The organism is Paraburkholderia phytofirmans (assembly GCF_046028095.1).
Taxonomy (GTDB): Bacteria; Pseudomonadota; Gammaproteobacteria; order Burkholderiales; family Burkholderiaceae; genus Paraburkholderia; species Paraburkholderia phytofirmans_A.
Window position 1 is genome coordinate 40381 of sequence record NZ_JAQQDJ010000014.1, and the last position, 12761, is coordinate 53141.

Genomic DNA, 12761 nt, shown 5'->3' on the forward strand with positions numbered 1-12761 from the left:
GCGACGCCTGAAGGCGCCGCTCGCGGGCCGCGCGAAGTTGAAATCCGCGCGGCCTGCTGTTGTTTTGAATCACGCTGGGCTCGCGGCCTGCAAGTCAGCCAAGGCAGCCAAGTCAGCCAGGCCGCCCGAGCGTGATCGCGCAGTTGCTTAACTCGCCGAATTGCCGACCATATCCTTCGGCTGCACCCACTCATCGAACTGCTGCTCGGTGACGAATCCGAGCGCCAGCGCCGCGGCCTTCAGCGTGGTGCCTTCCTTGTGCGCCTTCTTCGCGATCTTGGCGGCCTTGTCGTAGCCGATGTGCGGATTGAGCGCCGTCACCAGCATCAGCGATTCGTTGAGCAAAGTATCGATGCGTTCGTGATTCGGTTCGATGCCGACCGCGCAATTGTCGTTGAAACTGCGCGCGCCGTCGGCGAGCAGGCGGACCGATTGCAGCACGTTATGCGCGATCATCGGCCGGAACACGTTCAGCTCGAAATTGCCGCTCGCGCCGCCGATATTCACCGCGACGTCGTTGCCGAACACTTGCGAGCACAGCATCGTCAATGCTTCGGATTGGGTCGGATTGACCTTACCCGGCATGATCGAGCTGCCCGGTTCGTTCTCGGGAATCGACAGTTCGCCGAGGCCGCAACGCGGGCCGCTTGCGAGCCAGCGAACGTCGTTGGCGATCTTGTTCAGACTCGCCGCCACCGTCTTCAGCGCGCCGTGCGCGAATACCAGCGCATCGGCCGCGGCCATCACTTCGAATTTGTTCGGCGCCGACACGAACGGCAAACCGGTTTGCTTGCCGATAGCGGCCGCCACCTTGTCCGCGAACTGCGGATGCGCGTTCAAACCGGTGCCGACCGCGGTGCCGCCCTGCGCCAGTTCGTACAGATGCGGCAGCGCCGTTTCCACGTGACGAATGCCATGATCCAGTTGCGCGACGTAGCCCGAAAACTCCTGGCCGAGCGTGAGCGGCGTGGCATCCTGCAAATGCGTGCGGCCGATCTTGACGATGCCGGCGAATGCCTTCGCCTTGCCGTCGAGCGTATCGCGCAGCGTCTTCAGCGCCGACAGCAGATGCTTGACGATCGCATCCGCCGCGGCCACGTGCATGGCGGTCGGAAACACGTCGTTCGACGATTGCCCGCGATTCACGTCGTCGTTCGGATGCACTTTGCGTTCTTCGCCGCGCACGCCGCCGAGCAGCTCGCTCGCCCGATTCGCGATCACCTCGTTGAGGTTCATGTTGGTCTGCGTGCCGGAGCCGGTCTGCCAGACGGCGAGCGGAAATTCATCCGGATGCTTGCCGTCGATGATCTCGTCGGCTGCCTGCATGATTGCCTTCGCTTTGCTTTCGTCGAGCACGCCGAGGCCGAGGTTGACTTCAGCGGCGGAGCGCTTGATCACCGCCAGCGCAGTGATCAATTCGGGCGATTGCTTCTCGGTAGAAATGCGGAAATTCTGCAGTGAGCGCTGAGTCTGCGCGCCCCATAGACGAGCGTTCGGCACGGCGATTTCGCCGAACGTGTCGCGCTCCATTCGTACGTCTTCAGTCATGTTCAACTCCGCTTTCAAAGTTCTGCGTTGACGGGCAATAGGGAGAATAGACCTGTTAGCGCATTCCGGTACAAACCGGCCTGCGGATCGAAAATGTAGGTGCGGCGCGCGCCGTTTTCGACGTCGGTCCACACGAGCGGCGAGAGCGGCGCGCCGATCGAACGCAGGTAGGCGAGTTGCGCGTCGTCCGCGAGCGTGACGCGATAGCTTTCCTCGGGCCCCGTGGCGCGCTCGAAGATTCCCGCGACCTGTTCGGCGAGCGGCGGACTGTGGATCACCAGCGCCAGTTCAGTGTTCAGATTGGCCGAACGCGGGTCGAGGTTCATCGAGCCGATCACCAGAATCTTGCGATCGATCACATAGGTTTTCGCATGCAGGCTGGCGCGCGAACGCGAGCCGGCGACGCCTGCGGTCGGCGTGTTCTGCTGCGGCTTGAATTCGTATAACTCGACACCCTGTTGCAGCAGCGGCACGCGAAACGGACTGTAGCCCGCCTGCACGGCGACCGCGTCCGTGGCGGCGAGCGAATTGGTCAGCACAGCGATGCGAACGCCGCGATGCGTCAGTTCGCCGGCCGCCTTGACACCCGAATCGTGCGGCACGAAGTAGGGCGAAATGATCAGGAAGTCCTTCTGCGCGTCGCGCATCAATTCGCCGAGCCGCTGCATCGGCGGACTCACATAATCCGGCGACGGATGCACGATCTTCTCCGGCAAGTCCGCTTTGAATTCTGCCGGCGCCCAGGTCAGGCCGAGCTGATCGTTGGCGATCTGCGTAGCGAGCGGCGTTGCGTTCAGCGGCTTGGCGTTGTACGGATCGGCGTTGGTGCGCCAGTGCTGACGCAAGTCGTCGCGCGTCTGGTCCAGTTCTTTCGCGTCGAACTTCTGCTTGTTCAGCACGCGCAACGGATAGGCGATGCTGCTGTTCCAGTAGTCGTCGAAACTCGCGGAGACGTCGGCGGTGATCGGGCCGGCGGCCAGCACGTCGAGATCGCGGAACTGCAGCGTTTCGCTCGCGCTGAAATATTCGTCGCCGAGATTGCGCCCGCCCACGATCGCGATCTGGTTGTCCGCGATCATCGCCTTGTTATGCATGCGGCGCGTGAAATGGCCGAGCTGCGTGAACACGTTGGTGGTGCGTTCGAAGACGCCTTCCTGAGCGCTGCCGAACGGATTGAAGACGCGAATCTCGATGTTGTCGTGCGAGTTCAAGCCCGCCATCACCTGGTCGATGTCCTTGAAGTTCAGGTCGTCGACCAGCATGCGCACCCGCACGCCGTGGTCGGCCGCATAAAGCGCGGCGCCGAGCAGCAGCTTGCCGGTGGTGTCCTCGTTGGCGATGTAGTACTGCATGTCGAGGGTTTTGGTCGCGGCGCGCGCGAGCGCGATGCGCATCTGCAAGGCGTCGGTGCCGCTGGCGAGCACACGGAAACCGGATTGATCCGGATGCGCGGCTTCGAGCGGCGCGAGCGCCGTATGCAGCGGTGTCGATTCCGTGGCGGGGAGTGCGTGGGTGACTTGACGATCGAATGCAGTGGCGGGAGGCCTTGTCGCACAGGCAGTCAAAAATGCCGTTGCGCAACACAGCAGGAAGAAATGTCTCGTTGTCTCCCAGGCGGACTTCCTTCTGGGTATGCCGGACGCGCACATGCGTTGCAGTGCGGCCCAGCTTTGATCTTGATGCGACGGCACGCGTTTCCCCTAGTTTGCAGGCTTCTCATGGCGGCAGCGGGTGAGTGGCTCACGCTGTCGAGAAATGCATTCTAAGGGCAATCAGGCTGACGGGCTTTCGTTCTTGCAGATGGTCGCGGCGACGGGACTTTCGCGTTGGACGACGCGCGTTGCGGGCTCTGCCGTTACGTCGTGGACGCAACGGCACAAGCAGTTGTCGAATGCACGATCGTGCAGGCCATGCGCATCGAGAACTTGAAACACGCGCACCGCGCGCGGCCTGTTTGTTAACCGCGTTCGGCGTTCAACACTTGTTCGCCATCCACATGCGTCGAACCTTTCGCGGGACGTCCTGCCCAGTACCCGGCGAGCAGCGAGCCCGACAGGTTGTGCCACACCGAAAACAGCGCGCCGGGCAAGGCCGCGATCGGCGTGAAGTAGAGCTTGCCGAGCGTCACGGCGAGGCCCGAGTTCTGCATGCCGACTTCGATCGCGAGCGTGCGGCACACGGCTTCGTCGAAACCGAGCAGACGGCCGCCCCAATAGCCGCCGAGCAAACCGATGCCGTTATGCAGCACCACGCCCAGCATCACCACGAGGCCGACCGACGCGATGCTCTTCTGCGTGCCGCCCACCACCGCGCCGATAATCAGCACGATCGCGACCATCGAGATCAACGGCAGGACCGGTTCGATCTTGCGCACGACCTTGCCGAACAGGTGATTGACGATCAGGCCGACCACGATCGGCAACGCGACGATTTGCAGAATGCTCATCAGCATGCCGTGCACGTCGACGGCGATCGACGCGTCCACATAAAGACGCGTGAGCAGCGGCGTCGCGAAGACGCCGACGAGCGTCGACAGTGCGCTGATCGTCACCGACAACGCGACGTCGCCGCGCGCCAGATAGATCATCACGTTCGACGCCGTGCCGCTTGCCACGCTGCCCACCAGCACCATGCCGGCGGTGAGATCCGGCGGCATGCGCAGCGCCTTGGCGATCACCCAGGCGGCGAGCGGCATGACGAGATAGTGCAGCACGATGCCGGCGATCACCGGCGCGGGCCGTGTGAAGACGCGCTGGAAATCGGCCACGGAGAGCGTGACGCCCATCGCCAGCATGATGATCGTCAGCAGCGTGGTGACGTGCGGTGCGACGCCTGCGAACGAGGCGGGCGAGAAGTAAGCGGCAATCGAAACGAGCACGGCCCAGAGCGGGAAAAGACGGGTGACGCGGGCAAGCATGACGGGTGGTCCTTGATTATGTTTTATCGCGAGAAGCAGGGTCGGTCGGGCGGCGCGCCACCGGCGGTGGTGGCGCGCTTGCGGGAGTCTGCCGCGTGAACGCGGCAAGCCTTGTTGGCGGGTGATGGGCCTTCGGGCGGCGCTGGCCTTTTTGAGGCGCGCGAGCGGGTTTTCGCGTAGGGGTGCGGGTGCGCGTCTCTACGCCGGAACACGGTATTTTACCGTTCGCGGCGAATTGCTCGTGCGTCTATGGTTGCGCGTGCAACCAGGCGCGCATCTCGCGCGTGATTGATCCGCGAACCGCCGGGCGCGGCCGGCACGCGCCGCAGGCTCAGTTTGTGAAAGCGCAGCGTCATCAGCAGCGCGACGCTGGCGAGGCCAGCCGCGAGCCCCCACCACAACCCGCGCGCGCCGAGGCCGAAGTGAAACGCCAGCGTGTAGCCGGTCGGAAAACCGATCACCCAGTAGCCGAAGGCGGCGGCGATCATCGGTACACGTGTGTCTTTCAGGCCGCGCAGACAGCCGGAGCCGACCGTCTGCATGCCATCGACGATCTGGAAGATTGCCGCCACGCCGAGCAGCGAACTCGCGAGTTTGACCGTGGCCGCGTTGGCCGGATCGTCGAGATGCAGATAGAGGCCGACGATCCAGTGCGGCGCGGCGATCAGCACGACGCCCGACAGTGTCATGAAGGCGACGCCGAGCGCGAGCGCGACGAAACCGGCGTGGCGCGCGGCAAGCGGCTGGCCGGCGCCGGACCAGAAGCCGACGCGGACGTTGGCCGCCTGGCCGATCGCCAGCGGCACCATGAAGGCCACCGAGGCCACATTCAGCGCGATCTGATGCGCGGCCAGTTGCGACTCGCCCAGCAGACCGACCATCAGGCCGGTGGCCAGAAAGAGCGTCGACTCGACGCCGTAGGTGATCGCGACCGGCCAGCCGATGCCGAACAGTTCGCCCATCAGCGGCACGTTCGGCCGGGTGGCGACGACGAAATGGCGATAACGCGGCCGCAGGTGCAACAGCGCCATCAACACGAGCGCGCTCAGCCAGACAGTGATCGAGGTCGCGGCCGCCGAGCCGAGGAAGCCGAGCCGCGGCAGACCATAGGCGCCGTGGATCAGGCCGTAATTGAGAAAACCGTTCACGCCGACGCTCGCCAGCGATACCCACAAAAGCCGTTTGGCCGCGCCGATCGCCGGCAGAAACGAACGCATCAGGCCGACGCCGATCAGGCTGCCGAGCGAGCCCCACCGCAGCACCGCTGAGTATTCGCCGACGTTGTGCGCAAGCAGCGCGGGTTCGCCGAAAGCGAGCAGGATCGGCGTGGCGAACGACAGGAGGAAGAACGCCGGCACCGACAGCAGCACCGACAGCACCAAGCCGGTCCAGTAGATATGCGGCACGCGGCCTTCGTCCTGGGCGCCGCGCGCGTGCGACACGCTCACGCTGACCGAGGTCAGCACGCCTTGCAGCAGCGTGACCACCACGAAAAACAGATTAGCGCCGAGGCCGCCGGCCGCGAGCGCGTCGGGGCCGAGCGAGCCGAGCAGGATCGTGTCGGTGACGCCCATCGCCATCTGCGAGAGTTGCGCGATGGCGAGCGGCGCGGCGAGCCGCGCGGTGTCGGCCGCGTGGCGGGTCAGGGTCGGCGGCCGGGCGGCCACCCGGGTGATGCCGGATTGAGTCATGGAGCGCCTGGCGGCGGAAGTGGCGACAGCGCGACGGCGGGCGCGACGAGCGCGCGAGCGGTGGCGAGGGCAGCGGCTAGATGAGCCTCGGCGAACGCTGGAGGCAGCCGCCGGCCGGGTGTGTCAGCCGATTGTTGGTTTGTCGAAACTGACAGCTTATTGCTTAGGCGCGACGATGTCGATGGAATAGGCACGATTTTGGTGCGCCCGGTCCTCCGAGTTTTCGGACTGCGGTAGATAGGCCCGTGCGTCAGGCCCGTGCTTAGCCCGTGTGTCAGGCCTCGTGGACCGCAATCCGCGTATCGCCGAGCAGTACGACCTGACCCGCGCGGATCTTGCAGGTTTTACGCGTCTCGACCCGGCCGTCGACGGTCACCGCGCCGTCCGCCACCATCATTTTTGCCGACCCGCCGCTGTCCGCCAGCCCCGTTATCTTCAGGAGATTGTGCAGTTCGACGTAGTCGCCGGTGAGCGTGAAATCGAGGTTGGGCATGGCGTTTGCACCTTCAGGCAAAGGGTTCGCATCATAAGCCAGAAGCTTGCCCTGGATGAAGTTCGCGGTGTGCGCCGCCGTCGTGTGAGCATCTGCAAGCAGATGTTATGTGAATGTCAGAAAGTGAAACGTTCCGTAACGACGGTCGTAAAACACAAACTTCACTCGTAGAGTTCTGGTCAGTAGGGAAAGCCTGCTGGATTTTTATCTGGCAGCGAGCAGACCGGGCGAGGGACGCAGCGGTTCACATGCAGCGCCGGACAGGTCGCCCACGTCACAACAACTTTAGAGAGGATTAGCCATGACCCAGATTCGTACGCTTCTGATCGGTACCGCCCTTACGGCACTTGCTTCGACAGCCGCGTTCGCCCAGACCGCGCAACCGGCAGCGGGTGCGGAAGGCCAGCCGCAGGTTCAGGTGCAAGGCAACGACGCCGCGCAGGGCGTGCAACCGGTGACGCCGGCGCCGACGCGTCTGACGGCGTCGGGCTCGACCGATCCGCTGGTGCAGAAGCGCGACGCCAACGCGAAGGCTAACGCCGAATATCGGGCGTCGAAGAAGGCATCCAAGGCGGAGTTGAAGGACCAGCAGAAGGCCGCCAAGGTCCGGTACAAGGAGCAGGTGCGCGACGCCAAGATCAATCAGAAGGCGGATAAGCAGACCGCCAACAACGAAATGAAGATGAACATGCAAGGCCAGACGGGCGACCAGTCGGACGGTACCGACGTCAAGCATTGAGGCTGAGTTTTGAGCAGGCGGCTTGGCGGCTTGGTTAGCCGCCGCGGCCGCCGCTTTACCGGACTTTCAGGTCCGGGCATTTCGAATCAAAGGAGGTATCGTATGAGCATCGCCCATTCCACCAGGACCACGCTTGTCGCCGCGTTGATCGCGGGTTGCCTGTCGACGGCTGCATTCGCTCAGGCTAGCGATCCGGCTGCGGCGCCGGTTACGCATGCCGACAAGAAGGCGGCGAAGGAACAATCGAAAGCGGACAAGAAGGCTTCGATCGCGCAGGCCAAGGCCGACAAGAAAAAGACCGATGCGCAGGCCGACGCCGACAAGGCCAACGCCGACGCAAACGTCAAGGACGCGAAGAAGCAGTAGCAGGCTTCGCGGCGGCGGCCGACGCGAGGCGCGCAAGCGTCTTGAGGTTGTGCCTGCGAAAAATGGCTCGTGTGCATTCGTGCGACGGGCCATTTTTTTGTACTCGTGTTCGCTCGCACGGCAGGCGTGAAAACGTGGAGAGCGCATCCTGCTAAAAAAGGGTCTCTTGTCGGCGTAGGTTGTATGGATATACAGTATGCGTCGCCGCTCTGAATCCATCCAACGCCCAAATCAATCGTGCTCTCCGTCGCCGAATCCGCGCCTTCATCGCCTTCCTCGCCGTCGCCGACGTCCCCGACGCCCGACCTCGCCGCCTGGCTGGCGAAGCTCAACGACGCCCAGCGCGAAGCCGTCGACTACGGCGCCGACTCGCCCACCGCCCCGCCCGGCGCGCTGCTTGTGATTGCAGGTGCCGGCTCCGGCAAGACCAATACGCTCGCGCACCGGGTCGCCAATCTGGTGGTGAAGGGCGCCGATCCGCGCCGCATCCTGCTGCTGACCTTTTCGCGCCGTGCGGCGCTGGAGATGACCCGGCGGGTCACGCGCATCGCCGGCGCGGCGCTCGGTTCGCGTGCCGCGCTGGCGCAAGGGCTGACGTGGTCGGGTACGTTCCATAGCGTCGGCGCGCGGCTGTTGCGCGAATACGCGGATCTGATCGGCCTCGCGCCGGCCTTCACGATCAACGACCGCGAAGATTCCGCCGACCTCATGAACCTCGTGCGCCACGAACTCGGCTTGTCGGCGAAAGAGCGGCGCTTCCCGGCCAAGGGCACGTGCTTTGCCATTTACTCGCGCGTCGTGAACACCGGCGCGTCGCTCGGCCAGGTGCTCGACAAGGCGTTTCCGTGGTGCCGTGAATGGGAGGCCGATCTGCGCATGCTGTTCGCGTCTTACGTTGAAGCGAAGCAGAAGCAGAGCGTGCTCGACTACGACGACCTGCTGCTCTACTGGTCGCACATGGCCGCCGAGCCAGGCATCGCCGCCGACCTGTCGGGACGCTTCGATCATGTGCTGGTCGATGAATATCAGGACACCAACCGTCTGCAGGCGTCGATCCTGCTCGCGTTGAAGCCGGATGGCCGCGGCCTGACCGTGGTCGGCGACGACGCCCAGTCGATCTATTCGTTTCGCGGCGCGACCGTGCGCAACATTCTGGATTTCCCCGCGCATTTCGACCCGCCGGCCAAACAGGTCACGCTCGAGCGCAATTACCGCTCGACCGCGCCGATCCTGGCGGCGTCGAACGCGGTGATCGAGCTGGCCAGCGAGCGCTACACGAAGAATCTGTGGACCGACAAGGCGTCGGCGCAGCGCCCGCGCCTCGTGACGGTCGCCGATGAGGCGGATCAGGCGCGCTATATCGTCGAACAGGTGCTGGAAGCGCGCGAGCAGGGCATGAAGCTCAAGTCGCAGGCGGTGCTGTTCCGCGCCGCGCACCACAGCGCCGCGCTGGAGATCGAACTGACCCGGCGCAACATTCCGTTCGTGAAGTTTGGCGGCCTGAAGTTTCTCGACTCGGTGCACGTGAAAGACGTGCTCGCCGTGTTGCGCTGGGCGGAAAATCCGCGTGATCGCGTGGCCGGCTTTCGTGTCGTGCAGTTGCTGCCGGGCGTGGGACCTGCCACCGCGGCCAGGGTGCTCGACGAGGTCGTCGCGCGCGCGGGCAACGGCAACCCCGCCGACACCGCCGGCGGCGCGCTGGCCGCCTTCGCGGCGCCCGCCCGCGCGCAAGAAGACTGGCATCCGTTCGTCAAGCTGATGTCGAGCGTCTACGGGCGCCAGACGCCGTGGCCCGCCGAGTTCGAAATGGTGCGCCGCTGGTATGAGCCGCATCTCGAGCGCAATCACGAGGATGCGGCGATCCGTCACGCGGACGTGCTGCAGATGGAGAGTATCGCGGGCACGTACGCATCGCGTGAACGGTTTCTGACCGAATTGACGCTCGACCCGCCCGACGCCACCAGCGACGAATCCGGCGTGCCGCTGATCGACGAGGACTACCTGATCCTGTCCACGATCCATTCGGCGAAGGGGCAGGAGTGGCGCAACGTGTTCGTGCTGAACGGCGTGGACGGCTGTATTCCGTCCGATCTCGGCACCGGCAGCGAAGAGGAAATCGACGAGGAGCGCCGTCTGCTCTATGTGGCGATGACGCGCGCGAAAGAGGATTTGCATATCGTCGTGCCGCAGCGCTTTTACGTGCACAACCAGACGCATATGGGCGATCGTCACGTGTGGGCATCGCGCACGCGCTTCATTCCCGCGCATCTGATGCCGTTGTTCGATGCCTATGCATGGCCGCGCGTCCCGGTTCCGAGCGCACCGACGGCGGCCGGGCTGGCCGCGGCGGCGCAGGCGAAGATCGAGATCGGCGCGAAGCTCAGGAAGATGTGGGATTGAGAGTGCGGCGGCGCCGACCCGCTGCCGTTCAGGCGGAGATCGGGTTCGGCGCGAGACGCAGGAAGATGTGGGATTCGGAGCGCTGCGGTGCGCTCCCGTGCGTGACAACCGAGCCGCGATCCACGCCGAGCAAACGACGCGGCTGGATCGTTGGCCCGATCCGTTGTTCGACGCTACGTTCTTTTCGCGCGGCGGAGGGTTGCCGCTGCCGGCTACAGTAACTCGGTGGTGATTTCCGAGCCCCTCTTGCCTCAGCGCGGCTGCGACTGCCGCTGCTGCTGTTGCTGCGGAACCGGACGCGGCGGCACGAAGAAATTGCGCAGCCAGGCCGCCATCCGCGAAAACACATCGTACGGCTCTTCCACAAAAATTTCCGGCTTGAGCAGGCGCAGGAACTCCATGATCTGCTGCGCTTCCTGCTTCTGGAACGAGCCGTGCGAAATACCCAGCCGCAGCAGCCCGCGCAATTCGCCGAGCTTCTCGCGCGCCGTGCTGCCCACGCTCGTTTCGCACGCCACCTTGGCCTCGTAGACGCGCTGACGCAGTGATTCCACCAGCCGCCACGCCGGCGTCTGCATGACTTCCTCCAGCGCCTGAATGTCCTGCGCCGCGCTCTTGATTTGCGCGGCAAGCGGGTCGATCAGCGCGGCGTCGCCTTCCGCTTCCTTGACGATCGCCGCCGCCCAGTCGCGGCACTGCTTGGCGAGTTCCTCCGGCGTCCATTCCGAGCGGGCCGCGAAGCCGAAGCCGAACTCGCCCGCCTGCCGCATCAGAATCGCGACGACATCCGGAAACTCCTTGTCCAGCGTGCGTTTGGCCCACGCGTACTGGCCGCCCTGCAACATCCGCTGAACCGCGTGTTCGGTCAGCGGCACCATATTGTCGAGCAGCTTGGCGCGCAAAAAATCCTCAAACGACGGCGTCGCGAACTGCGGATCGAGCTTCAGCGAGACTCGCAGAAAAGCGTCGAAATCCTTGCGCAGCGTCGCGATGGTCTCGTCTTTGAGCGTGAGGGTGATTTGACCCATGTGTTATCCCGTTTGGTCCTGCCGCGCGGCTTCGCCACACCGCCCGGCCGCGCGGGCCTTGGGAGATGCGGCGTTCGATGCCGGCGCGCTTGATTCCTGCCTGATGCCGCATAACCGGCGGGACGTATCCCGACGAGCGGACCTCGACTGCATAACGGCGGATCGGGGGGAAACTTAAGGGAGTGCGGTGCGGGGGTGCCCGCTTTAGAGGGAAGCGTCGCCCGGCTTGCGCAGGCATGGCGCGAGCCGGGCGACGCTGTCGCTGCCTTGAAAGCGGCGTGCGTCTATTTCAGCACGACGCATTGCCAGACAAAAAACACCGTCAGCCCGACAGCGATGGTCAGCAGTGGCCGCCGCGTCAACGCGCTGACGAGTACCGCGGCCAGTGCGCCGACCAGTTGGGGATTGCGCCAGGTCAGCTCGGCATCGGCGCCGTGCGGCGCGACCGCCATGGGCACGATGATCGCGGTCAGCACGGTGACCGGCACGAAGCCTAGCGCGGTGCGCACCAGCGGCGGAAACACCAGCCGGTCGCCGAGCACGAAGACGGCGGCGCGGATCACCCACGTGATCGCCGCCATGCCGAGAATCAGGACGACGTAGTTCATCGCGATGCCTCCGCGGTTTTGCCGTTGCCGCGCAGGTTGGGCCGCGACGTCGACAGAAGAACGCCGATCGCCACACCCGCGAACACCGCGCCAAGCAAACCGAGCTTGTAGGGCCACGCCTGCCAGAAGAAGGCCAGCATGCCCGAGGTGACGGCCGCCGCGATATAGCGCAGCGCGACGAGTTGCGGCACGACGATCGCGATGAACGTGGCGACCATCGCGAAATCGAGGCCGAGCGATTGCAGGCCCGGGAAAGCCGCGCCGAACAGCAGGCCGGCGACCGTCCAGAGCTGCCAGTTCAGATACATGGCCAAGCCGGCGCCGAAGAAGTAATGCGGCCCGACCGTGCCGGGCTCCCGATGACGGTAGTGTTCCCACGCGACGGCGAAGACTTCGTCGGTGAGCAGCGCGCCGAGCACCCAGCGCCAGCGTGCCGGCAGATGCGCGACGTGCGGCGCGAGCGTGGCGCTGTACAGCACATGGCGCAGATTGACGACGAGTGTGGTCGCCCAGATCACGGCAAAGCTCGCGTGTCCGGCAATCAGGCCGAGCGCGATGAACTGCGCGGAGCCGGCGAACACGACGAGCGACATCAACTGGCCGTGCCAAAGATGCAGCGGCCCGGATGCGACGAGGGTGCCGAAAATGACGCCGAAAGGCGCCGCGCCGACCATCATCGGGATGATGTCGCGCGCGCCGGCGGTGAAGTCTTTGAAATGGCCTGGGCTCGTGGGCCGGCCTGCGGTGGAATGGGTCAATCTAGCCTCCTTGATTCGGGAAGCATAGCGGCGGCGGCTGGGCGGGGCTTGTACGTTCTTGCGGATGGGCAATGGTTCGATGCGGCGGAGCGCGCGCGAGGCCATGTCATGCGGCTGGCGCGAGCAAATAAGATGGTGCGCAGAAGGCGCTGGCAACGCAGGTTCGGCTTCGTGTCTGGTGGCTGGTTTGGTCAGGGCCGCAGCGCCCGGGAA

At 64.8% G+C, this 12761-nt stretch carries 10 protein-coding genes and 1 pseudogene; 3 read left to right on the top strand and 8 right to left on the bottom strand.

The window, feature by feature from the left end; translation table 11 throughout:
• Positions 1-147: 147 nt before the first annotated feature.
• From fumC to PQR54_RS31325, 5 genes and pseudogenes are all read right to left on the bottom strand, one after another.
• Positions 148-1548 (bottom strand): class II fumarate hydratase, encoded by a 1401-nt coding sequence (gene fumC, locus PQR54_RS31305; RefSeq protein WP_408252568.1) that lies wholly within the window; start codon positions 1546-1548, stop codon positions 148-150.
• 14 nt (positions 1549-1562) lie between these two features.
• Positions 1563-3197, bottom strand: coding sequence for a phospholipase D family protein (locus tag PQR54_RS31310; protein WP_408252784.1), 1635 nt, complete (start codon positions 3195-3197; stop codon positions 1563-1565).
• A 308-nt stretch (positions 3198-3505) separates the two neighbouring features.
• On the bottom strand, positions 3506-4465 hold the full coding sequence (gene panS / locus PQR54_RS31315) for a ketopantoate/pantoate/pantothenate transporter PanS (protein ID WP_408252570.1): 960 nt from the start codon (positions 4463-4465) through the stop codon (positions 3506-3508).
• A 308-nt stretch (positions 4466-4773) separates the two neighbouring features.
• A pseudogene (locus PQR54_RS31320) lies at positions 4774-6156 on the bottom strand (MATE family efflux transporter); the annotation flags it as partial.
• A 274-nt stretch (positions 6157-6430) separates the two neighbouring features.
• Positions 6431-6649: an RNA-binding S4 domain-containing protein gene (locus PQR54_RS31325; protein WP_011489423.1), complete on the bottom strand. Its 219-nt coding sequence runs from the start codon at positions 6647-6649 to the stop codon at positions 6431-6433.
• Positions 6650-6950: 301 nt separating this feature from the next.
• Between PQR54_RS31325 and PQR54_RS31330 the strand changes: the two genes are divergently transcribed.
• The 3 genes from PQR54_RS31330 (at position 6951) to PQR54_RS31340 (ending at position 10154) form a co-directional block, all read left to right on the top strand.
• A complete protein-coding gene (locus PQR54_RS31330; protein ID WP_408252572.1) occupies positions 6951-7388 on the top strand; it encodes a hypothetical protein in 438 nt (145 codons plus the stop codon).
• A gap of 102 nt (positions 7389-7490) precedes the next feature.
• Positions 7491-7754 (top strand): hypothetical protein, encoded by a 264-nt coding sequence (locus PQR54_RS31335; RefSeq protein ID WP_408252574.1) that lies wholly within the window; start codon positions 7491-7493, stop codon positions 7752-7754.
• 237 nt (positions 7755-7991) lie between these two features.
• Positions 7992-10154 carry an ATP-dependent helicase gene (locus PQR54_RS31340; protein WP_408252576.1) on the top strand — a complete coding sequence of 721 codons (2163 nt, stop codon included), beginning with the start codon at positions 7992-7994 and terminating at the stop codon, positions 10152-10154.
• Positions 10155-10405: 251 nt separating this feature from the next.
• On the opposite strand, the gene PQR54_RS31345 is transcribed toward PQR54_RS31340, so the two are convergent.
• From PQR54_RS31345 to PQR54_RS31355, 3 genes are all read right to left on the bottom strand, one after another.
• Entirely contained in the window at positions 10406-11182 is a 777-nt protein-coding gene (locus PQR54_RS31345) for a DUF4088 family protein (protein ID WP_408252578.1), read from the bottom strand.
• Between the two features lie 284 nt (positions 11183-11466).
• The gene (locus PQR54_RS31350) at positions 11467-11790 is read right to left on the bottom strand and encodes an AzlD domain-containing protein (RefSeq protein ID WP_408252580.1); all 324 of its coding nucleotides are present in this window, start codon (positions 11788-11790) and stop codon (positions 11467-11469) included.
• Positions 11787-12548 (bottom strand): AzlC family ABC transporter permease, encoded by a 762-nt coding sequence (locus tag PQR54_RS31355; RefSeq protein ID WP_408252786.1) that lies wholly within the window; start codon positions 12546-12548, stop codon positions 11787-11789. The genes PQR54_RS31350 and PQR54_RS31355 overlap by 4 nt, the downstream gene beginning before the upstream one ends.
• Positions 12549-12761: the final 213 nt, after the last annotated feature.

Excerpts from the sequence above, each read along its gene's own strand:
- PQR54_RS31330 (WP_408252572.1), top strand. The coding sequence starts at position 6,951 with ATGACCCAGATTCGTACGCTTCTGATCGGTACCGCCCTTACGGCACTT.
- PQR54_RS31345 (WP_408252578.1), bottom strand. The coding sequence starts at position 11,182 with ATGGGTCAAATCACCCTCACGCTCAAAGACGAGACCATCGCGACGCTG.
- PQR54_RS31325 (WP_011489423.1), bottom strand. The coding sequence starts at position 6,649 with ATGCCCAACCTCGATTTCACGCTCACCGGCGACTACGTCGAACTGCAC.
- PQR54_RS31335 (WP_408252574.1), top strand. The coding sequence starts at position 7,491 with ATGAGCATCGCCCATTCCACCAGGACCACGCTTGTCGCCGCGTTGATC.
- fumC (WP_408252568.1), bottom strand. The coding sequence starts at position 1,548 with ATGACTGAAGACGTACGAATGGAGCGCGACACGTTCGGCGAAATCGCC.
- PQR54_RS31310 (WP_408252784.1), bottom strand. The coding sequence starts at position 3,197 with ATGTGCGCGTCCGGCATACCCAGAAGGAAGTCCGCCTGGGAGACAACG.
- PQR54_RS31350 (WP_408252580.1), bottom strand. The coding sequence starts at position 11,790 with ATGAACTACGTCGTCCTGATTCTCGGCATGGCGGCGATCACGTGGGTG.
- panS (WP_408252570.1), bottom strand. The coding sequence starts at position 4,465 with ATGCTTGCCCGCGTCACCCGTCTTTTCCCGCTCTGGGCCGTGCTCGTT.